Below are 20,596 nucleotides of genomic sequence, written 5' to 3'. Positions count from 1 at the left end.
TGCCGAGCGCCGCTCGCCCACGAGGACCTGGACCGCCTCCTTGGCCTCGAGGGCCTGGTTGCGGAGGTCCTTCATCTCCAGCAGGTGCTCGGCCGCGGCGGCGCGCTGTACGGCCACCTCGTCCCGCGCCTCCTCGACCTGCTGCTCGCGGACCTCGAGCAGGACCTCGGCGGCGCGCAGGTCGTCGTAGACCCGGGTCTCGCTGTCGACGAGGACATTGTTGGCCTCGATCTGGCGCGTGAGGTCCGAAGGGCTCTTGGCCTGGAGCAGCGAGGCGAAGGCCAACAGCTCCGGGTCGCCGTTCTGGTAGATCGAGTTGATGGTGTCGCTGACCTCGTCCTGCTGCTCCGACAGGTCACCACGCCCCTCGGCCAGGTCGGCCTCGGCGCGCTCGAGGCGTTCGACCGCCTCGTCGAGCTCGCGCTGCATCTGCTCGTCCCGGGCGCGGGCTGCGTCCAGCCTGGTGCGGACCTGGGCCAGGTGGTCGCGGGCCCCGTCCAGCTCGGCCTGGGCGGCCTCGAGGCGGGCGGTGGCGCGGCGCACCTGGGCACTGGAGTCCTCCAGGTCGTCGTGCGCGGACTCGACCTGGTGGTGGACCGACCTCCGCTTGTGCTTGAGGTCCTCGGCGTGGGCGAGGGGGACGGTGAGCGCGCCGGCCGCCACGGCACAGGCCGCGACAGCGGCTGCCCAGCGTCGGCGAGCGGTACGGGGGAAGGAACGCACCGGGTCTGCCTTCGGCATCTAGGGGGTTGTAACCCCCCGAAGGTAACCGGCGCGACTCACACTTTGAGGTATTTGCGCGTCAGCGCGAGTGTCGGCAGCAGCGTCAGCAGCGGACCGATGATCGCCACCACCAGGACGGCGACCAGGTACTCGGGCCAGCCCACCCAGGGCATGAAGCCCAGCAGGTTCTTGAACTGCTGCTCCACCGCGAAGTACATGAACGCGGCCAGCGACCCGGCCGCCAGGCCGACTCCGATCATCGCGGTCACCAGGGCCTCGAGCAGGAACGGCAGGGCGATGTAGAGCGTCGAGGCGCCCACCAGCCGCATGATGCCGATCTCCTTGCGTCTCGCGAAGGCGGCAAGCCTGATGGTGTTGGCGACCAGCAGGAGCGCGGCGAGCACCAGGAAGATCGCGACGAGGAAGGCGCCCCACTTCATGGCGTCGATCGAGTCGAGGACCGGTCCGACGATGTTGCGCTGGTCCTGGACCTTCGACACCCCGTCGAGTCCTGCCACCGCGCTGGTGATCCCCTTGTACTCGTCCGGGTCCTTCAGGGTGATCCAGATCGACTCGGCGAGGTCATCCTGCTTGAGCGCGGCGTTGGCGCCCTCGAAGTCCTCGTCGTAGAGCTCCTTGACCTTGGTGAAGGCCTCGGCCTTGGACTCGAAGTAGTAGCTCTCGACCTCGGGGTTCTCCTCGACGACCTCCTGGATCGCGTCCTTCTGCGGCTTGGTCACCTCACCGGTGCAGGCGGGGTTGTCGTCGCGCTCGCGGCAGAGGAACACCGCGATCTGCAGCTCGCTCCCCCACTGGTCGGCGGTACGCGCGGCCTGCTGGTTGAGGACCACGCCGAGGCCGACGAGGGTGAGCGAGACGAAGAGGGTGAGGACCACCGCGATGTGCATCGAGAGGTTGCGGCGCAGGCCCTGTCCGAGCTCGGAGTAGACATATCGCAGCTGCATGAGTCAGAAGGCTCTTTCGGTGCTGGTCGGTCGAGAGGGGATCGTGCCGGTTCGGGTCAGTGCTGGAAGCCGTAGACGCCCTGCGCCTGGTCGCGGACCACCCGGCCGGCGTCGAGCTCGATCACTCGCTTGCGCATCTGGTCGACGATGCCGGAGTCGTGCGTGGCCATGACGACGGTGGTGCCGGTGCGGTTGATCCGGTCCAGCAGCTTCATGATGCCGACCGAGGTGGTCGGGTCTAGGTTTCCGGTCGGCTCGTCGGCGATCAGGATCATCGGCCGGTTGACGAACGCACGGGCCACGGCGACCCGCTGCTGCTCACCGCCGGAGAGCTCGTCGGGCATCCGCTCACCCTTGCCCTCGAGTCCCACCATCTCCAGGGTCTCGGGCACCAGGGTCCGGATCTCCGACTTGCTCTTGCCGATGACCTGGAGGGCGAAGGCGACGTTCTCGGCGACGTTCTTGTTCTGGAGGAGCCGGAAGTCCTGGAACACGGTGCCGATCTGACGGCGCAGCCGGGGCACCTTCCAGCTGGCCAGCCGGTTGATCTCCTTGCCGGCGACGTAGACCCGGCCCGAGGTCGGCCGGGACTCGCGCAGCACCAGCCGCAGGGCGGTCGACTTGCCCGAGCCGGAGGTGCCGACGAGGAAGACGAACTCACCCTTCTCGACGTCGACCGAGACCTGGTCGAGGGCAGGATGTCCCTGGCCGGCATAGGTCTTCGTGACCTTTTCGAAGCGAATCACCGGATCGAGAGTAGTCGAGCAACCGGAGCGCTCCGAATTCCCGCCGCATGTCGGCGCCGCCAGTGCGACCCACCCCACGTACAACATGGCCATGGCCCGTTGGGTGACGACACGCTGGCCGATCGGACAGTCTTTCCGAAAATTCAGGACGCCTTGCAGATCCCTTTACTACTGTCTGGCAACTGTCTTGCTGGGGGGGTCATGGACAAGCTGCGTTGCCGTCGCCGGCTGCTGGTGGTCGTCACCACGGTCTGCACGATGTCGATCGGTGCCCTGGTCGCGCCCGGCGCAGAAGCCACCCCACGCCAGGGGCCGCGGGGTGGCGAGCGCCTGCCCGACCTGATCGCGGGCCACGACGGTTCGACCCGCGGACGCGCGGCTCTGGAGCTGCTCGCAGACCGGCTCCCCGAGGCTGCCCACCGCAACGGAATGGCGGCCGAGCGGTTGCGCGAGATCCTGGCCGAGGACCCGACGGCCTGGCTGGACGCCGACGCGCGCCTGCTCTACCAGGAGCCCGCACAGACGCAGGGGGCCACTGCCGCGCCCACCACGGGAGCAGCCGCCGCCGCCCCCCTGAGCCAGACCTTCTTCCTGCACAGCAAGCCGGGCTCCCAGCGCACGATCTACCTCGACTTCGACGGTCACAACGTGAGCGGGACCGTGTGGAACGCCGGCCACGGCCTGCCCTCCGGCTCCTACCCGTCGTGGTCCATCGACCCGGACGCGACCGCGTTCAGCAGCGCGGAACAGCAGGCGATCCAGTCCATCTGGGTTCGCGTGGCCGAGGACTTCGCGCCGTTCGACGTCGACGTCACCACCGAGCTGCCGGCATCCGGGGGGATCCCGAGGAGCGACTCCTCCGACCAGACCTACGGCGTGCGAGCACTGATCTCGCCGAGCCCCAGCGCGGTCAACAAGCTGTGTGGCGGCGGCTGTGGCGGCATCGCCTACATCGACGTCTTCGACCAGGTGAGCTCCAGCGCCTACCGGCAGCCGGCATGGGTCTTCCCCCAGAACCTGGGCAACGACACCAAGAACATCGCCGAGGCCGTCACCCACGAGGTCGGGCACACCCTCGGACTGACCCACGACGGTGTCGCGGGCGGGACCAGCTACTACATGGGTCACGCCACCTGGGCTCCGATCATGGGGGTCGGCTACTGGAAGCCGATCACCCAGTGGAGCAAGGGGGACTACCACGGCGCCGACAACGATGAGAACGACCTCGCGGTCATGGCCGCCAACGGCATCCCCCTGCGCCCGGACGAGGAGGCGCCAGGCGCCCCGTACTGGGCGACCAGGCCGCCGACCGGATCGGCGTACATCACCTCGGACTCCGATCGCGACGTCTACATGCTCGGCATCTGCTCCGGGCCCCTGGCCCTGGCCGCGGATCCTTCCGCTCAGAGCCCGAACCTCGACGTCAGGCTCAGCCTGCTGAGCGTCACGGGTGGGGCACTGGCGGTCGACAACCCGGCGTCGAGGGCAGGGACGCCTTCCGAGGACGTGGTGACCGGGATGGGCGCCACCGTGTCCAGGACCGTGAGCGAGGACTGGTACTTCGTCGCGGTGGAGGGGGTCGGCAACGGCTCGCCGAGCAAGGGGTACGACGGCTACGCCAGCGTCGGCGCCTACACGCTCGACGTCGCCGGCAGCTGCCAGACACCCAGCAGCAGCCTTCCCTCGGCTCCGCAGGCCGTCCAGGCGTCCACCGACGGCAGCTCGGCCACCGTCGTCTGGTCCGCCCCGGCGTCCACCGGTGGCAGCACGATCACCAACTACGTGGTGACGCGCGACAACGCGGCGCCGGTGACGGTGCCGGCCCAGAGCCGCGACTTCACCTTCACCGACCTGGAGCCGGGTGCCACCGACAACGTCGCCGTGCAGGCGGTCAACGCGACCGGCGAGGGAGCCCCGGCGGCCGTCGCCGTCAAGGTCCCGGCCACCAGGCCCGGGCGCGCCCGGATCGGGAGCCCCAGCGGGGGCGCCCGGGGCGGCAAGGTCACGGCCGTCGCCCGGTGGGCGGCACCCCTCTCGGACGGCGGCGCGAGGGTGAACGGCTACCGGGTCTACGGCTACCGGCTCAACGACCGGGGGTCCGTGGTCCAGACGGTCAGGTCATCGGTGCGGAGCGCCAGCGCGCGCACCTGGCAGCCTGTCCTGCGCAAGGGACGGTGGAAGTTCGCGGTGCGGGCCCGCAACGGGGTCGGCTGGGGCGCGATCAGCGCCCGCTCGAGGGCCGTGACGGCGCGCTGAGGCGGAAAGGCTAGCTCGCGTCGGCCTTCTCGGCCCCACGACGCCACCGGATCCCGGCCTCGAGGAAGCCGTCGAGGTCTCCGTCGAAGACGGCCTGCGCGTTGCCGGCGGTGTACTCGGTCCGGAGGTCCTTGACCTGCTGGTAGGGGTGCAGCACGTAGCTGCGCATCTGGTCGCCCCAGGACGCGGCGACGTCACCCTTGAGCTCCTTGAGGTGCGCGGCCTCCTCGGCCTTCTTGATCGCGAGGAGCTTCGCCTTGAGGATCACCATCGCGCTGGCCTTGTTCTGCAGCTGGCTCTTCTCGTTCTGGCAGCTGACGACGGTGCCGGTCGGGATGTGCGTGAGGCGGACCGCCGAGTCCGTGGTGTTGACCGACTGGCCGCCGGGTCCCGACGAGCGGTAGACGTCGACCCGGACGTCCTCGTCGGGGATCTCGATCTCGTCGGTCTGCTCCAGCACGGGTACGACCTCGACCGCCGCGAACCCGGTCTGCCGTCGGCCCTGGTTGTCGAACGGGCTGATCCGGACCAGGCGGTGGGTACCGGCCTCGACCGACAGCGTGCCGTAGGCGTACGGCGCGTGCACGGCGAAGGTGGCCGACTTGATCCCGGCCTCCTCGGCGTAGGAGGTGTCGAAGACCTCGACGGGGTACTTGTTGCGCTCCGCCCAGCGGGTGTACATCCGCAGCAGCATCTCGGCGAAGTCGGCGGCGTCCACGCCACCGGCCCCGGCGCGGATGGTCACCAGCGCCTCGCGGGCGTCGTACTCGCCCGAGAGGAGGGTGCGGACCTCCAGCGCCTCGACCGCCTTCTTGATCTTGCCCAGCTCGCGCTCGGACTCCTCGAGCGAGTCGGCGTCACCCTCCTCGGTGGCCATCTCGACCATCAGGCCCAGGTCCTCGACCCGGGTCTCCAGCGAGGTGAACCGGTCGAGCTCGCCCTGGAGGGCCGACAGCCGGCCGGTGACGCGGGTGGCGTTGTCCTGGTCGTCCCAGAGGTCGGGCGCGGCGACCTGCTCGCCGAGGTCTGCGATCTCGGCGCGCATGCGGTCGAGGTCGAGCACCTGGCCGATGGTGTGCATGGTCGCCTTGAGGTGCTTGATCTCGGAGTCGAAGTCGGGGCCTGCCACGGCAGTCGAGCCTACGTCAGGCAGAGCGTCCCACGTCATTCGAGGCGGCGTCGCTCCTCGTCGGCTCCGCCGGCGGCCGGGGGACGGGGCAGCCGGCGGGGAAGGTGCCCAGCCGGGAGAGGTCGTAGCCGTCGGGATAGCTGCGCACCCAGGAGAAGTCCTCGACGAGCTTCGGCCGGCGCCGGGGCGGGAAGAAGCGGAGCAGCCGGCCACGCAGACGCAGGGCCGCCCGGCACGCGCGTACGACGGCCGGGTGCGGGGCGTCGTACCGGAAGGCGCGCAGCAGCGGCTCGTCCATCAGCGACCTGCTGAACGCCTCGACCGCGCGGCGGGCCGGACGTGGGTAGAAGGAGGTGACCAGCGCCAGGGTGACGTCGGCGACCCGCCGGGCCCCCTCGTCGAACGCGAAGTGCTCGGCCTCGTAGGAGTCCATCAGCTCCGCGAACTCCTCGAAGCCCTCCGGGATGTCGGTGATCCCCAGGTGCCGGCCGAGGGTCTGGTAGTAGCGGACCACCGCCGCGACCTCGTGGGCCGTGAACGGGCGCTTGCCGTAGGCGTCCATCCACCGTTTCGGCACCACCACGAAGGTGCTGAGCACGTAGCGCATCTCGTGGTTGGGGATGTCGTAGCTGCGGTGCATCTGGTTGATCCGGCGGATCGCGGTCCGGGCGTCCGGGTGGTCGAACCCGACGAGACCGGGCGGCTCGAGCAGCAGCGCGGTGTCGTCGTACCTCTTCTGCACGTCGTCGGCGAAGGCGCCGGTCTCGTCGAGCAGCCGACCGATGCCCGGCACGGCGTAGGTGCGGAAGAGAGCGAAGCTCAGTGCCTGGATGGTGTCCCACGGGAACTCGTGGGTCACCAGGTTGCGGACGATCTCGGCGAAGTCCGTCTCCGGGTCGAGCCGGTCGTTGCGGACTTTCCAGTGGTCCCGCCTCATGGCAGGCCAGCCTACGGCGGGCCGGCCGCCTCAGGTACTAGCACGTTCGGACGGTTCCTTTGACCCAGCTCGGCCGTGGCAGCCGCCGGGTCAGGGTGGTTGAATGGAGGACGAATCGCGGGGACAGGGACGCGACCCACAGGAGAACTCTGTGCAAGCCCTGATCCTCGCCGCCGGTGTCGGCAGCCGACTCGCCGATGACCTCGGGCGACCCAAGTGCCTGCGAGAGGTGGGCGGCGTCCCGCTGCTCCACCACCAGATCGCGGCGCTGGCAGCCGTGGACGTCCTGGACGTGCTGGTCGTCGTCGGATACCAGCAGGCGCGGGTGCGGGACTCCGTCGGCTCGTGGGCCAGGTTCATCACGAACGAGCGCTACGCCGAGACCAACAGCATGTACTCCTTCCTGCTCGGCCAACGCGCCCTGGACGACGACCTGCTGGTGATGAACTCCGACGTCTTCTGCGACCCGGCCCTGTTCCAGCTCCTGCTGTCCGGTGACGGCGACGCGCTGCTGTACGACTCCTCCTCCGGCGACGACGACGAGCAGATGAAGGTCCAGGTGCGTGACGGCGTCCTGGTGGGGATGTCGAAGACCATGCCGCCCGCCCAGGTGGCCGGTGAGAACGTCGGGATCCTGCGTCTGACCAGGAGCACCGCAGCGGCGGCCGCCGCTGCGGCCGCTGACCTGATCGCGGCAGGCCACCACCGTGCCTGGTTGGCGGAGGCGATCAACTGCGCCGCATCCGCCCACGCGATCAGCTGCATCGACGTCGTCGGGCGGCCGTGGGTCGAGATCGACTTCCCCGACGACCTCGCCCGGGCGCGCAACGAGGTGCTCCCGCGGGTGACGCCCTCCCTCGAGCCAGTGGCGGCGGACTTCGACCACGCCGTCCACACCGCCTGGAGGGCCTCGTGAGAATCCTGTTCTCCGGCTACGCGCCGGTGCACTTCTTGTGCTTCAAGCCCCTCTACGACCGGCTCCGCGAGATCCCCGGCACCGAGATCGAGCTCTCCGGCGGCATGAGGACGAAGTGCTCCCACGCCCCGGGCGGGTATCTCTACGACCACCAGAGCATGTACCGGCACTTCGACCTGCCCGAGGATGCGATCCGGCCGGTCGGCAGCCTGGCCAAGGCCGACTACGACGTGATGTTCGCCGCCAACACCCGCCGGATCGAGCCTCGGAGCGTCGACACACGGATCCAGATCTTCCACGGCATGTCCTTCCGCAACCGCGCGATCCGTCCGGAGACCGATGGCGCCGACCACTACTTCCTCTTCGGTCCCTACATGAAGCGTGGGTTCGCGGACTCCGGAATCCTGGCGGCGGACGACCCGCGGGGGGTGGAGATCGGGTTCCCCAAGACCGACCGGCTGCTCGACGGCTCCCTCGGGCGGGAGGAGATGCTGGCTCGGCACGGTGTCAGCGGGGATCGCCCGGTGGTGCTCTACGCCCCGACCGGTGAGCGCCACAACTCGATGGAGACCATGGGCGAGGAGCTGATCGAGAAGCTGGCGGCCGTCGACCGCTACGACCTCCTGGTCAAGCCCCACGACCACCCCCACACCACCGTCGACTGGTGGGAGCGGCTGGCACCGCTGGAGTCCGAGCACGTCCGGCTCGTGCAGGAGCGGGACGTCATCCACACGCTGTCGATCGCGGACCTGTTGATCACCGACGCGTCCTCGGTCGCCAACGAGTACACGTTGCTCGACCGCCCGATCGTCTTCATCGACGTACCGGAGCTCTTCGAGCTGACCCTCCGGAAGAACGCGCGCCTCGACCTCGATACCTGGGGGCGCCGGGGCGGCGAGGTCGTGGCCGGGGTGTCCGAAGCCCTGGCGGCGGTCGAGGCGGGGCTCGCCGACCCGGGCGCGCGTTCCGAGGTACGCCGCGGGATCGTCGCCGACCTCTTCTTCAACCCGGGTCGCGCCACCACGGCCGCCATGGACTGGATCACCCGCGAGCTGGAATGGCCATGAGCACCACGGTGCTCATGACCCGCCGGCAACGGCTCACCGCGATCCGGGACCGGTTGAGCCCGTTCGCGCGCCCGCACCGTCGGTACCTGCGCGCGGCGCTCGCGGCCTCGGTGGTGGTGACGGCCGCCCAGCTCGCCCTGCCCCTGCCCCTGACCTGGCTGGTCGACCTCTCCTCGGGCGACGAGGCCGGACCGGCGGCAACGGCCGCGCTGCCGGGGATCGGCGGTCCTGCCTTCTGGCCCGTGCTGGCGCTCCTCGTGGCCGGGCTGATCCTCGGCGGGAGCGAGTGGGTCCAGCGCGTGGCGGTCGCCCGGTACGTCGTCCGCTCGGTCAACGACGCCCGGCTCGGCATCCTCCTGCACCCACGGGGGGCAGGGAGCGGCACCGCGCCCCGCGATCCGGGCGACGTGCTCACCCGCGTGGTGAGTGACACCGCCCGGCTGAGGGTCGGGCTGAAGGGCGTGCTGGTGCACGTGCTCCAGCACGGCCTGTTCCTGCTCGGCGTCTCGGTGGTCCTGCTCCTGCTGGACGTGTGGCTCGGACTGGCGTATCTCGCCGGACTGGGGGTGGCCATCGGCGTCGCTCTGGTCGGAACCGACCGGGCGGCGGCGATGGCTCGGCTCCGGCGCCGCCGCGAGAGCCGGGTGGTCGGCGACGCGCTGCGTGCGGCCACCACCGGGCAGGGGCTGATCGCCCGTCCGACCGACCGCGAGCGCTCGGTCGCGATCATCACCCAGCTCAAGGGCCGCACCGCCTGGGCGGTCCAGGGGCTCCTGGCGGTGAGCGCCTGCCTCGTGCTCACCCTGGCGGTCCGCTTCACCGAGTCGGGCCGGCTGGACACGGCCGAACTCGCCCTGGTGTCGTCGTACCTGCTGATGCTGCACTACCCGATGATGCGGCTGGGACGGCAGATCACCCGTCTGGGACCACAGCTCACGAGTGCCGAGCGGCTGGCCCGGCTCGCCGAGCCCCCGATCTCGACCGCGCAGGGATGACCACGCCGCCGACCCGGGCCGTGCTGTCCGGGGCCCACGAGCTGCCGGGCGACACCCCGGCGGAGATCATCGCCGGCGCCGATCACGCCGCGTGCGTGGAGGCCGCCCGCTCCGCGGGCGCGCATGCGTTCGTCGCGGAGCTGCCCGAGGGCTACCGCACCCCGGTCGGACCGGGCGGAGTCGCGTTGACCGGCTCCCAGCGCCTGCGCCTGGCGGTGGCCAGGCTCCTGGTGGAGGATCCTCCCGCGCTGACGTTCGAGGACCCCACCGTGGGCCTCGACCCTGCCGGGGAGGCCGCCTGCCTGCCCGGCCTGGCGGCGCTGGCCAGCGGTCGTGACGTGCGCGTCGCCGACGCCTCCCCTGCCGTGCGTGCCGTCGCCGAGCAGGACGCACCCCAGGCCCCGAGCCACCCTGAGCCACCGCCGGACGACGCTGCGCTGCCGTCCCTGCGTCGCCTGCTGGACCCCGCCGCGATGGCGCCCCTGCTCGGCTCGCTGCTCGTGGACGAGCAGGTGCCCGACGTGCGCGTCGAGTCGATCCGGTACAAGCCCGGCAACAACGCCGTCGTGCAGTACGCCGTCCGCACCGGGTCGGGTTGGCACACAGCGGTCGCCTTCTCCCGGGCCGGGGCGCAGCTGCACCGCAAGCGCACGCAGGCCGACAACCGCAGGCGCGCGGCGCGGGCCGTCGACAGGACGCCGGCCCGCCAGGCGCTCGGCTACCTCGGCGAGGTGTCCGCGCTCGTGCAGTGGCTGCCGCTCGACATCCGGTTGAAGCTGCTGGCCGACCGACCCGAGCGGCTCGCCGAGCGGCTCAACCACAAGGGCATCCCGACCGAGCCTGCGCAGCCCGAGCTGCTCCGGTACTGGCCCAGACGCCGCGCGGTCGTCAGGTACGGGACGCACGTGCTCAAGGTCTACCGCGACCAGCTCGACTTCAAGGAGGCACGGCAGGCTCTGCGCCGTGCAGCAAAGCTCGAGGCCATCCGGGTCCCGGCCTACGAGGGCTCCTTCAGCGCACGCCAGACGACCGTGCAGGAGTGGTTGCCGGGCCAGTCCCCGTCGGTGTGGCCCGGCTCCTCCGAGGCCGTCGGCGAGGTGCTGGCGGCGCTGCACGGAGACTCGCGGCTGCAGCTGCCGAAGGTGACGGCCAGGAACCTGCTGGCCAAGGCGGCGGTGCGCGCCGACTTCGTCACCCGCCTGCTGCCGGACCTGCAGTTCGAGGTCGACGCTCTGCTCGCAGACCTGCGGCTCACCGCCCCGGACCTGCCGTACGTGACCAGCCACGGCAACTTCCACGCCGGTCAGCTGCTCGACGGCCCGTCCGGACTGGTGGTCCTCGATGTCGACCGGCTCTGCCGGGCCGCGGCGGCGTACGACCTGGCGTCGTACGCGTCGCACGTGGTCTTCGGCCGTCCCGGCGACACCGAGGTGCTCGAGGCGACCCTGGACAGCCTGGTCAAGGGGTACGGCGCCCGCCCACCCGGGCTGGAGTGGTATCTCTCGGTCTGCCTGCTGCGGCGGGCGGCGGTGCCGTTCCGCTGCCAGGACGAGCACTGGCCCCAGGCGTCCACCGCGTTGGCCACCCTGGCGCGGGAGGTGCTCCCGTGAGCCCCCTGCGCGACACCCTCCTGCCGTTCGCCCGCCCGCACCGCAGCAGCCTCGGGCACGGCCTCGCCTTCACCTGCCTGCTGGTGGGCGCCAGGCTCGCCCTGCCGCTCCCCCTGACCGCGGTGGTGGCCGGCGCGTCCGCGCCCGGCGGGGGCGCGCTGCCGGCCACCGTGCTGTCGGCGGTCTTCGTGGGCCTGGCCCTGACCGCCGGACTGGCCGAGCACCAGCAGCGGCTGGCCTTCGCCCACTTCGCGGGCCGCACGATCGCCGACGCCCGGGATGCGGCCATCGCCCGGGTCCAGCGAGACGGTGGTGACCGCTCCGGCGACCTGACCGCTCAGGTCATCGGCGACGCGCTGCGCGCCAAGCAGGGTCTCAAGGGCGTGCTCAACCACATCACCGTCAACGGGCTCCTGGTGTTCGGAGTGTGCGCGGCGCTCGCCCTCTCCGACCTGTGGCTCGGACTGGTCCAGCTGGCGGGAGCACTGCTCCTCGTCGTCGTCGCGGTGTTCGGCGCGGCCCGGGTGGGCACCGTCGCGGCCGAGCACCGCGGCCACGAGGTCGCCCTCGCCGGGTCGGTGCACCGGCTCGCCGGGGGCGGCCTGCGCGTCGACGGGGACGTGATCGCGACGTTGCGCGAGCGTGACGCCGACAGCGGGGTCGCCGACATCGCCATCACTCGCTGGGAGGGCGCCACCACCTGTGTCGTCCACCTGGTGCTCGTCGCCAGCGCGGCAGCCGTCCTGCTGCTCGGTGCCAGCGCCGTCGACAGCGGCCGCATGGCCACCGCGGAACTCTTCGGCGTCATGGCCTACCTGCTGGTGCTGCACGGCCCGGCGATCCGGTTCGCGCGCCAGATCACTCGCACCGCACCCCTCCTGGTCAGCGCACGGCAGCTGGGGCTGGCCGTCAGCGAGGGTGCCCTGCCACCGCCGGGGTGAGGACCACCCTCGCCCTACCACCCGCTCGGGCCATGCGCGCCACCCGTTCTGCACTTGTCTTCCCCGGCGATTGCGACAATATTTGAAGTGAAGCTGCACGAAACCCGGGGGATCGGGACGTGACTGGACAGGACGACCGTGCAAGCTCCGATCACTGCTACTGGCGATCCGCATGACCCGAAGCGTCCCCGGCGGCATCGCTGGATCCCTGCCAGCGGACAGGTGGTTGCCGGAGTCGCCGTCCTGGCCGCAGCGCTGACGGTCGTGCTCCTCGTCCATGGCACTCGCGAAGCCGCGCCGGCACCTCGCGTCGTCGGCGAGACCGAGATGGTGCGGGTGAGCGCACCGGGCGGCGAGTCGGTCGAGGAGCTGGCACTGTTCGACACCGGCGCCAGCTCCTCGTCGATCGACGAGGACCTCGCCGAGGACCTCGGTCTGGACCCCGACGATGCTCCCACCGTCAAGGTCAGGTCGTCGCTGGGCGTGGAGGAGCGACCGGTCGTGGGTGTGGTCATCCAGGTGGCGGGAAACACCATCCCGGCGCGGGTGAACGTGGCGGACCGGGACGAGCTGTCCACGCTCGTGCTGGTCGGGCGTGAGGACATGGCCGGCTACCAGGTCTCGGTCGGTCGGTCGTTCCTCACCCGCCCGGACGAGGCGATAGCGCCCAGCACCGCCGAGGTCATCTTCCTGGAGACGCCTGCCCTGCTCCCGAAGACGCTCCTCGCCACGCTGCCGCTCTGCGCGCTCCTGGTCGTGCTGCTGCGGCTGTGGGTCGGGGTGAGCACACTCGGAACATTCGGACCGGTGCTGCTGGGGATCGGCTACGTGCAGTCCGGGTTGATGGTCGGACTCGTGTTGACGGTGTCGTTGTTCCTGCTCGGACTGTTGATCCAGGTGCTGCTGCGTCGGTCGTTCGTCCCCCGTGTCGCGCGGCTCGGGATCCTGATCGCGGTGGTGGCGACGGTGCTCGCCCAGCTGCAGTCCTCGGCCTCCTCGGCGGGCGACGTCGCCTCCTGGGGTGCGGCGATCCCGGTGGTCGTGACCGCCACCGTGATCGAGGCACTCTGGGCGACGTGGGACGAGCACGGTGCGAGGGTGGCGGCTCGCGAGGCGATCGTGACGCTGTGCGTGTCCGTGTTGATCGCGGCTCTGTTGCTGACCCCCAGCATCCGACATCTGGCTGAGACGGTCCCGGTGCACTTCGCCGTGGCCTGCCTGCTCTGGACCTGGGTCGCCGCCAGCTACAAGGGGTTGCGGCTCAGCGAGCTGCTGCGGTTCGCACCGGCCGCGCGACGAGCCGCGACAGGGGTGGCCTCGTGACCACGGCCGATCTCGCACTGGGGGGCCAGGGGTCCGCGTCCGGGGCGGAGCCGGAGGGCCGGGGACGCCGCTGGACCATGTGGCGCGGCTACGACGAGGTGATGGGTCTCAACGCCCGCGACCAGCACATCGCGCGCAGCAACACCACGGCGGCCATCCGGCTGGTCACCGACAAGGTGCTCACCAAGCAGGTCCTGCGACGCGTCGGCGTACCCGTGGCGGACACGATCACGGTGATCGACGACCGCCGCTGGGCGCGGAGGATGTCGGGGGCCGAGCTGCCCGACTCGTGGGTGATGAAGCCCAACCGGGGCCGTGGGGGCAACGGAATCCTGATCGCCGCCGGTCGCATGTCGGCCAGACCGGACGGCGGCTGGCGGCGCACGTCGGGAGGACCGCTCCGAGTCGCGCACGTGCGAGACCACCTGCGACTTCTCCTCGATGGCGAGTTCAGCGGCGGGTACCACGATCTGGCGCTGCTCGAACCCGTTCTTCGCGCCCACGTCGAACTGTCGCGACTGTCCTACCAGGGACTGCCCGACGTACGGGTGATCTGCACCGACGACCAGCCGATCCTGGCGATGCTGAGGCTGCCGACCGGACGCAGCAACGGGCGCGCGAACCTCCACTACGGGGCCGTCGGCGCGGGGGTCGACCTCGACTCCGGCCGGGTCGTGGCGGCCCGGGTGGGGCGACACGAGGTCGCGCGCCACCCGGACACCCACCGACGCCTGGTCGGGGCCCGGATCCCGTTCTGGGACGAGGTCCTCGAGGCCGCGGCCAGGTGCGGCCCGGCCACAGGTCTGCGGTACGTCGGCGCCGACGTCGTCGTCACCGACTCCGGCCCGCTGATTCTCGAGGTCAACGCCCGACCGGGCCTGCAGATCCAGAACGTCACTGCGGGGGACAGTCCTGCGCTCGGGGTGTTGGCCCGATGAGCTGGCGACCAGAACGCGGCTGGTTCTCCGTGAGCGCCCGGGCTGTCATCGCCGCAGGCGGTGTCGTGGTCCTCGCCGCGGGGCTGACGACGGTGCCGACCTCCCTCGTTCCCGACTCGCCGAACGACTCCACGGTCGACCGCCTCGGATCCGACGGACCTCGCGCGTCACGCCTGCTGATCGGGCAGGAGCCGACACGGGTCGGCGAGCGCGACGCAGCAGCAGCGGCGGCCGGCGTCGGGGTGGACGCTCCGCGCCTCGACGGCCAACCCTCCGAGGGGTCGCCGGCCACTACTGACCGGGCTGCCGGAACGGCGAACGATGTCGCCCCCGCCCCCTCGACCGGAGGCGCCCCGGAGTCGAGCAGCAGCGGCTCCTCCGGCGGGAGCGCTCCGACGGAACCCGATCACAGCGGCAGCGACGATCCTGCGGTTCCCGAGAGCTCCGGCGAGGGCGCGAACGACGAGTCCGACGACACGAGCCCCGACGACACCAGCCCCGACGACACCGACGCAGAGGGCGGAGACTCGCCGGGCGTGAGCGGTGGCAACAGCGAGAACGGCGACGACGACGAGAGCTAGCCGCGCCACTACGGTGTCCCCATGACGACAACGGACGTTGCCGCGCTCCTCGAACAGGCTCGGAGCTGGGCAGCCGAGGACCCCGACGACGAGACCCGCGCCCAGCTCGAGTCGATCGTGAAGGACGTCGAGGAGGGCGGGGATCCCGCCGACCTCGCCGACCGGTTCGCCGGCACGCTCGAGTTCGGCACGGCCGGCCTGCGCGGCGCGCTCGGTCCCGGACCGAACCGGATGAACCGCGTCGTGGTGACCCGCGCCGCCGCCGGCCTCGCGTCGTACCTCCTCGACGACGGAGCCACCCGCGGCTCGGCGGTGGTGATCGGCTACGACGCCCGCCACAACTCAGACGTGTTCGCCCGGGACACCGCCGAGGTGATGACCGGTGCCGGGCTGCGGGCGCTGGTCCTCCCCCGTCCCCTGCCGACACCGCTCCTGGCATTCGCGATCCGGGAGCTCGGCTGCGTCGCGGGCGTCATGGTGACGGCCAGCCACAACCCGCCGCAGGACAACGGCTACAAGGTCTACCTCGGCGACGGCAGCCAGATCGTGCCGCCCGCCGACACCGAGATCGCCGAGCGGATAGCCGCGGTCGGTGCCCTCGCGGACGTCCCGCGGGGAACGCCCGGCGAGGTCCTCACCGAGGACGTGGTCGACCGCTACCTCGACACCGTCGCCGGCCTGGCCGGCGACGGACCCCGCGAGCTCACCGTCGTCTACACCCCGCTGCACGGCGTGGGCGGATCGTCGGTGACCCAGGTGCTCGAGACCGCCGGCTTCGATCCGCCGTACGTCGTGACCCGGCAGGAGGAGCCCGACCCCGACTTCCCGACCGTCACCTTCCCGAACCCCGAGGAGCCGGGTGCCATGGACCTCGCGATGGCCCTCGCCGAGGACAAGGACGCCGACCTGGTGGTCGCCAACGATCCCGACGGCGACCGGTGCGCCGCCGCGGTCCCGGGCCCGCACGGCTGGCGCATGCTCCGGGGCGACGAGGTCGGCGCGCTCCTGGCCCAGCACCTGCTCTCGTCCGGGAAGCAGGGGATCTACGCCACCTCGATCGTGTCCTCGTCGCTGCTGGGGCGGATGGCGACCGCGGCCGGACGGCCCTACGCCGAGACGCTCACCGGCTTCAAGTGGCTCGGCCGGATCGAGGGACTGGCCTTCGGCTACGAGGAGGCCCTCGGCTACTGCGTCGACCCCGAGCACGTCCGGGACAAGGACGGCGTCTCGGCGCTGCTCCTGCTGTGCGAGGTCGCCGCCGCCGCGAAGGCGGCCGGTCGCACCCTGACCGACCTCCTCGACGACATCGCGAGCGAGCACGGCCTGCACGCCACCGACCAGGTCTCGGTCCGGGTCAGCGACCTCGCCGAGATCGGTGCCGCCATGGACCGGCTCCGCACCGACCCGCCGCAGCGTCTCGGAGGGCTCGCGGTGGAGCAGGTCGACGACCTGACCGAGGGCTCGGCCGACCTGCCGCCCACCGACGGGCTGCGCTACCGGCTCGCCGACGGTGCCCGGGTGATCGTGCGTCCGAGCGGCACCGAGCCCAAGATCAAGGCCTACCTCGAGGTCGTCGTACCCGTGAACCCCGACGACGGCGTCGACGCCGCCCGGATCTCCGCCGCGGGTCGCCTCGACGCCCTCGGCAATGACATCCGGCGGGCCGCCGGCATCTAGCGGACCCGCAGTAGCATCCGCCGCATGCCAGGTACGACGCCCTACGTCCTGTTCCCCGGCACCGCCCGCGAGGCGCTGACCTTCTACGGCGACGTCTTCGCCTGCGACGTCCAGCTCTTCACCTACGAGCAGTTCGGTCGCACGGACGGACCGGCCGAGGCCATCGCGCACGGCGCCCTCGAGGGGCCGGTCGACCTGTTCGCGTCGGACGCCGCGGGCGACGAGGCCCCGCTCCGGTGCGAGGGCCTGATGCTGGCCCTGCTCGGCACCGCCGATCCGGCGACCCTGCGCGCCTGGTTCTCCCGGCTCTCTGCGGGCGGCCGGGTGGTCGACGACCTCCAGCAGCGCCCGTGGGGAGCATCCGACGGCCGGGTGGTCGACCGGTTCGGACTGCACTGGCTGGTCGGCTTCGACGGCGACGGCTGAACGGTCACAGCCCCAGCTCGGCGTCGTACGCCGCCACCGCCTGCCTGGTCGCGGTCATCCGCCAGGCGTCGGCGAGGATCTCGAACACCTCCTGCTCGTCGGCCCGGTCCAGGTCGATCGAGATCCAGGCGGTCGTGCGGGACGCCCAGCCCGCCGAGAAGGTGTCGGGGTCGTTGCCGATGATCGCCTCGCGATCGGCGTGGGTGGACTTGACCATCGCCGTGTCCTCCTGGTGGTCGACCCACGCGAAGCCCTTGCCCCGGAAGGTGATCGAGGTCCAGTGCCGGTGCTCCTTGAGCACGATGTCGGGCAGCGCCGAGGCGAGCTCGACGAGGGCGGCGGAGTCCACGGTACGAGTGTGGAGCAGACCACCCTCACACCAGCAGCGAGACCACCAGTCCCAGGGCGGTGAAGCCGAGCAGCACGATCTCCGGCCAGGCGAGGTCGCGACGTACCCCGTGCGCCAGCGCCACCTGCTGATCGGACATGAGCGTGATCCCCGCCCTGGCCCGCGCTTCCTCCGCGAGCTGCTGGAGCCTCTCCTCGACGAAGATCGGGTAGGGCGCGGCCTCCCCGGGCTTGGGTTGCCGGTTCGACTTCAGCGCCTGCCGCCAGCTCTTGCCGATCGCCGACGAGACGTAGCGCTGGTCGCCGACCCGCACCAGGAGCACCTGCCGGACGACGATCTGCTCGATGGCGGCCAGGGGCACCGTGATCGTGGTCAGCATGTTGCGCAGGCGCAGCTGCGAGCTGTCGACCCGCACCCGCGGGCGCAGTGACGCCGACCAGAACAGGACCCCACCCAGCAGGGCCCCCCACACCGCCGCGGGCGGGAACCCCTCGTCGCGCTCGACCACCCCGAGGATGACGATCCCGAGGCAGATGGCGAGCCCCAGGACACCGGTGACGCGACCGTTGGAGGGACCGAAGTCCTCCACCACCTCGTCGGGCATCGGGGCCCCTCCTTGATTGCTGTCCGGATGCGCGGCCACCCTATGCTGGGTGGCGTGACGAGCTCCTCCTCCCTGGCCCCCGCGACGGACGCCGACCTCGCGGAGATCACCCGATCGGACTCCTCCCTCCGCCGATTCCTCCACGGCCTGCCGGGCGTCGACCAGGTCGGCGCGGAGGCGCGGGCAGCGAGCCTCGGCACCCGGTCGATCAAGACCACCGCCAAGGAATATGCGATCGACCTCGCGATCCGCATGGTCGACCTGACGACGCTCGAGGGCCAGGACACCCAGGGCAAGGTCCGCGCGCTGGCCGCCAAGGCCAAGCACCCCGATCCCGCCGACCCGACCTGCCCCTCGGCCGCGGCCGTCTGCGTCTATCCCGACCTGGTGGCGACGGCCAGGGAGGTCCTCGGCGACAGCGGCGTCAACATCGCCGCGGTGGCCACCGCCTTCCCGAGCGGCCGGGCCGCCCTCGACATCAAGCTGGCCGACACCCAGGACGCCGTCGAGGCGGGCGCCGACGAGATCGACATGGTGATCGACCGCGGCGCGTTCCTCTCCGGTCGCTACCTGCAGGTGTTCGAGGAGATCGTCGCGGTGCGCGAGGCCTGCGGCCAGGCGCACCTCAAGGTGATCTTCGAGACCGGCGAGCTGCAGACCTACGACAACGTACGTCGCGCGTCCTGGCTGGCCATGATGGCCGGGGGTCATTTCATCAAGACCTCCACGGGCAAGGTGCAGCCCGCCGCGACGCTGCCGGTGACGCTGGTGATGCTCGAGGCGGTGCGCGACTTCCGCGAGGCGACCGGCCAGATGATCGGCGTGAAGCCGGCCGGCGGCATCCGCACCAGCAAGGACGCCATCAAGTACCTCGTGATGGTCAACGAGGTCGCCGGTCCCGACTGGCTCGACCCGCAGTGGTTCCGGTTCGGTGCCTCCACCCTGCTGAACGACCTGCTGATGCAACGCACCAAGATGAAGACCGGCCGTTACTCCGGCCCGGACTACTTCACGCTGGACTGATCGGCCGTGACCGACAACCCCTGCCGTAACCCCCAAGGAAACAGGCGATCGTGAGATGACAGGCAACGTCTTCCAGTACGCACCCGCTCCGGAGTCGCGGAGCATCGTCGACATCAAGCCGTCCTACGGCCTGTTCATCGGTGGCGAGTTCGTGGACGGCCACGGCCCCGACAGCGCAGCGTTCAAGACGATCAGCCCGGCCACCGAGGAGGTGCTGTCGGAGGTCGCCGACGCCGACGAGGTCGACGTCGACGCGGCGGTCAAGGCCGCGCGCCGTGCCTACACCCGGGTCTGGTCGAAGATGCCGGGCCGCGAGCGTGCCAAGTACCTCTACCGGATCGCCCGGATCATCCAGGAGCGCAGCCGCGAGCTGGCCGTCCTGGAGTCCCTCGACAACGGCAAGCCGATCAAGGAGTCCCGCGACGTCGACGTACCCGTCGTGGCAGCGCACTTCTTCTACTACGCCGGCTGGGCCGACAAGCTGGAGTACGCCGGCTACGGCACCCAGCCGCTGGGCGTCGCCGGCCAGGTCATCCCGTGGAACTTCCCGCTGCTGATGCTGGCGTGGAAGATCGCGCCCGCCCTCGCCTGCGGCAACACCGTCGTCCTGAAGCCGGCGGAGACCACGCCACTGACGGCGCTGCTCTTCGCCGAGATCTGCCAGCAGGCCGACCTCCCGGCCGGGGTCGTCAACATCGTCACCGGCGCCGGCGAGACCGGGCGCGCGCTGGTGTCCCACCCCGACATCGACAAGGTCGCCTTCACCGGCTCCACCGACGTCGGTCGCGCGATCGCCAAGGCGGTCGCCGGCTCCGACAAGAAGGTCACCCTCGAGCTGGGTGGCAAGGCCGCCAACATCGTCTTCGACGACGCCCCCATCGACCAGGCGGTCGAGGGCATCGTCAACGGCATCTTCTTCAACCAGGGCCACGTCTGCTGCGCCGGATCCCGGCTCCTGGTCCAGGAGTCGGTCGCCGAGGAGCTGCTCGACAAGCTCAAGCGGCGGATGTCCACGCTGCGCGTCGGCGACCCGCTCGACAAGAACACCGACATCGGCGCGATCAACTCCGCCGAGCAGCTGGCCAGGATCAGGGAGCTGTCCGACATCGGCGAGGCCGAGGGAGCCGGGCGGTGGTCGCCGGAGTGCGAGCTCCCCCAGCACGGCTTCTGGTTCCCGCCCACGCTCTTCACGGGTGTCTCCCAGGCCCACCGGATCGCCCGGGAGGAGATCTTCGGCCCGGTCCTGTCAGTGCTGACGTTCCGCACCCCGTCGGAGGCCATCGAGAAGGCCAACAACACGCCGTACGGCCTGTCCGCGGGAGTCTGGACCGACAAGGGCTCCCGGATCCTGCACATGGCCAACCACCTGCGCGCCGGAGTCGTGTGGGCC

At 71.0% G+C, this 20,596-nt stretch carries 20 protein-coding genes; 13 read left to right on the top strand and 7 right to left on the bottom strand.

Features of this window, described 5'->3' with window-relative positions; all coding sequences use genetic code 11:
* The 3 genes from VFN12_RS03265 to ftsE all read right to left on the bottom strand — a co-directional run.
* A partial coding sequence (locus VFN12_RS03265) for a hypothetical protein (protein ID WP_325117147.1) occupies window positions 1–741 on the bottom strand: 741 nt, incomplete at its 3' end.
* A gap of 38 nt (window positions 742–779) precedes the next feature.
* The gene (gene ftsX / locus VFN12_RS03260) at window positions 780–1,688 is read right to left on the bottom strand and encodes a permease-like cell division protein FtsX (protein WP_325117146.1); all 909 of its coding nucleotides are present in this window, start codon (window positions 1,686–1,688) and stop codon (window positions 780–782) included.
* A 56-nt stretch (window positions 1,689–1,744) separates the two neighbouring features.
* The gene (ftsE, locus tag VFN12_RS03255; RefSeq protein WP_325117145.1) at window positions 1,745–2,434 is read right to left on the bottom strand and encodes a cell division ATP-binding protein FtsE; all 690 of its coding nucleotides are present in this window, start codon (window positions 2,432–2,434) and stop codon (window positions 1,745–1,747) included.
* Window positions 2,435–2,635: 201 nt separating this feature from the next.
* On the opposite strand from ftsE, the gene VFN12_RS03250 reads away from it, so the two are divergent.
* Complete coding sequence (locus VFN12_RS03250) at window positions 2,636–4,690, top strand: fibronectin type III domain-containing protein (RefSeq protein WP_325117144.1); 2,055 nt, start codon at window positions 2,636–2,638, stop codon at window positions 4,688–4,690.
* A 10-nt stretch (window positions 4,691–4,700) separates the two neighbouring features.
* On the opposite strand, the gene prfB is transcribed toward VFN12_RS03250, so the two are convergent.
* Window positions 4,701–5,819: a peptide chain release factor 2 gene (gene prfB, locus VFN12_RS03245; protein ID WP_325117143.1), complete on the bottom strand. Its 1,119-nt coding sequence runs from the start codon at window positions 5,817–5,819 to the stop codon at window positions 4,701–4,703.
* 16 nt (window positions 5,820–5,835) lie between these two features.
* Window positions 5,836–6,756 carry an oxygenase MpaB family protein gene (locus VFN12_RS03240; protein ID WP_325117142.1) on the bottom strand — a complete coding sequence of 307 codons (921 nt, stop codon included), beginning with the start codon at window positions 6,754–6,756 and terminating at the stop codon, window positions 5,836–5,838.
* 151 nt (window positions 6,757–6,907) lie between these two features.
* Here VFN12_RS03240 and VFN12_RS03235 point away from each other — a divergent pair, with 151 nt between their 5' ends.
* The 10 genes from VFN12_RS03235 (at window position 6,908) to VFN12_RS03190 (ending at window position 17,230) form a co-directional block, all read left to right on the top strand.
* Window positions 6,908–7,672 (top strand): NTP transferase domain-containing protein, encoded by a 765-nt coding sequence (locus VFN12_RS03235; RefSeq protein ID WP_325117141.1) that lies wholly within the window; start codon window positions 6,908–6,910, stop codon window positions 7,670–7,672.
* Window positions 7,669–8,739: a CDP-glycerol glycerophosphotransferase family protein gene (locus VFN12_RS03230; RefSeq protein WP_325117140.1), complete on the top strand. Its 1,071-nt coding sequence runs from the start codon at window positions 7,669–7,671 to the stop codon at window positions 8,737–8,739. Before VFN12_RS03235 ends, VFN12_RS03230 begins: the two co-directional genes overlap by 4 nt.
* Window positions 8,736–9,734, top strand: a complete 999-nt coding sequence (locus VFN12_RS03225; RefSeq protein WP_325117139.1) for a hypothetical protein — start codon at window positions 8,736–8,738, stop codon at window positions 9,732–9,734. The genes VFN12_RS03230 and VFN12_RS03225 overlap by 4 nt, the downstream gene beginning before the upstream one ends.
* Window positions 9,731–11,344 carry a hypothetical protein gene (locus VFN12_RS03220; protein WP_325117138.1) on the top strand — a complete coding sequence of 538 codons (1,614 nt, stop codon included), beginning with the start codon at window positions 9,731–9,733 and terminating at the stop codon, window positions 11,342–11,344. Before VFN12_RS03225 ends, VFN12_RS03220 begins: the two co-directional genes overlap by 4 nt.
* On the top strand, window positions 11,341–12,285 hold the full coding sequence (locus VFN12_RS03215; protein ID WP_325117137.1) for a hypothetical protein: 945 nt from the start codon (window positions 11,341–11,343) through the stop codon (window positions 12,283–12,285). Before VFN12_RS03220 ends, VFN12_RS03215 begins: the two co-directional genes overlap by 4 nt.
* A gap of 222 nt (window positions 12,286–12,507) precedes the next feature.
* Entirely contained in the window at window positions 12,508–13,608 is a 1,101-nt protein-coding gene (locus VFN12_RS03210; protein WP_325117136.1) for a 7TM domain-containing protein, read from the top strand.
* Window positions 13,605–14,546 carry a sugar-transfer associated ATP-grasp domain-containing protein gene (locus tag VFN12_RS03205; protein WP_325117135.1) on the top strand — a complete coding sequence of 314 codons (942 nt, stop codon included), beginning with the start codon at window positions 13,605–13,607 and terminating at the stop codon, window positions 14,544–14,546. Before VFN12_RS03210 ends, VFN12_RS03205 begins: the two co-directional genes overlap by 4 nt.
* Window positions 14,547–14,575: 29 nt before the next feature.
* A complete protein-coding gene (locus VFN12_RS03200; RefSeq protein WP_325117134.1) occupies window positions 14,576–15,127 on the top strand; it encodes a hypothetical protein in 552 nt (183 codons plus the stop codon).
* Between the two features lie 21 nt (window positions 15,128–15,148).
* On the top strand, window positions 15,149–16,804 hold the full coding sequence (locus VFN12_RS03195; RefSeq protein WP_325117133.1) for a phospho-sugar mutase: 1,656 nt from the start codon (window positions 15,149–15,151) through the stop codon (window positions 16,802–16,804).
* Window positions 16,805–16,828: 24 nt separating this feature from the next.
* Window positions 16,829–17,230 carry a hypothetical protein gene (locus VFN12_RS03190; protein ID WP_325117132.1) on the top strand — a complete coding sequence of 134 codons (402 nt, stop codon included), beginning with the start codon at window positions 16,829–16,831 and terminating at the stop codon, window positions 17,228–17,230.
* A 4-nt stretch (window positions 17,231–17,234) separates the two neighbouring features.
* Here the strand turns inward: VFN12_RS03190 and VFN12_RS03185 are convergent, their stop codons facing one another.
* The gene (locus VFN12_RS03185; protein ID WP_325117131.1) at window positions 17,235–17,579 is read right to left on the bottom strand and encodes an MmcQ/YjbR family DNA-binding protein; all 345 of its coding nucleotides are present in this window, start codon (window positions 17,577–17,579) and stop codon (window positions 17,235–17,237) included.
* 25 nt (window positions 17,580–17,604) lie between these two features.
* On the bottom strand, window positions 17,605–18,183 hold the full coding sequence (locus tag VFN12_RS03180) for a hypothetical protein (RefSeq protein WP_325117130.1): 579 nt from the start codon (window positions 18,181–18,183) through the stop codon (window positions 17,605–17,607).
* Between the two features lie 54 nt (window positions 18,184–18,237).
* Here VFN12_RS03180 and deoC point away from each other — a divergent pair, with 54 nt between their 5' ends.
* A complete protein-coding gene (gene deoC, locus VFN12_RS03175; RefSeq protein ID WP_325117129.1) occupies window positions 18,238–19,206 on the top strand; it encodes a deoxyribose-phosphate aldolase in 969 nt (322 codons plus the stop codon).
* A gap of 55 nt (window positions 19,207–19,261) precedes the next feature.
* Window positions 19,262–20,596, top strand: a 1,335-nt coding sequence (locus VFN12_RS03170) for an aldehyde dehydrogenase family protein (RefSeq protein WP_325117128.1), incomplete at its 3' end; no start/stop codon positions are given.

The organism is Nocardioides sp., assembly GCF_035703625.1.
Lineage (GTDB): Bacteria > Actinomycetota > Actinomycetes > Propionibacteriales > Nocardioidaceae > Nocardioides.
Note: the sequence above shows the minus strand (reverse complement) of the source record. Positions and strands in the feature narration are given on the sequence as shown.

Bases quoted from the DNA above. Each gene is read 5' to 3' on its own strand.
- VFN12_RS03240 (WP_325117142.1), bottom strand. From the start codon at position 6,756: ATGAGGCGGGACCACTGGAAAGTCCGCAACGACCGGCTCGACCCGGAG.
- VFN12_RS03225 (WP_325117139.1), top strand. From the start codon at position 8,736: ATGAGCACCACGGTGCTCATGACCCGCCGGCAACGGCTCACCGCGATC.
- VFN12_RS03250 (WP_325117144.1), top strand. From the start codon at position 2,636: ATGGACAAGCTGCGTTGCCGTCGCCGGCTGCTGGTGGTCGTCACCACG.
- VFN12_RS03190 (WP_325117132.1), top strand. From the start codon at position 16,829: ATGCCAGGTACGACGCCCTACGTCCTGTTCCCCGGCACCGCCCGCGAG.
- VFN12_RS03180 (WP_325117130.1), bottom strand. From the start codon at position 18,183: ATGCCCGACGAGGTGGTGGAGGACTTCGGTCCCTCCAACGGTCGCGTC.
- VFN12_RS03220 (WP_325117138.1), top strand. From the start codon at position 9,731: ATGACCACGCCGCCGACCCGGGCCGTGCTGTCCGGGGCCCACGAGCTG.
- VFN12_RS03195 (WP_325117133.1), top strand. From the start codon at position 15,149: ATGACGACAACGGACGTTGCCGCGCTCCTCGAACAGGCTCGGAGCTGG.
- ftsX (WP_325117146.1), bottom strand. From the start codon at position 1,688: ATGCAGCTGCGATATGTCTACTCCGAGCTCGGACAGGGCCTGCGCCGC.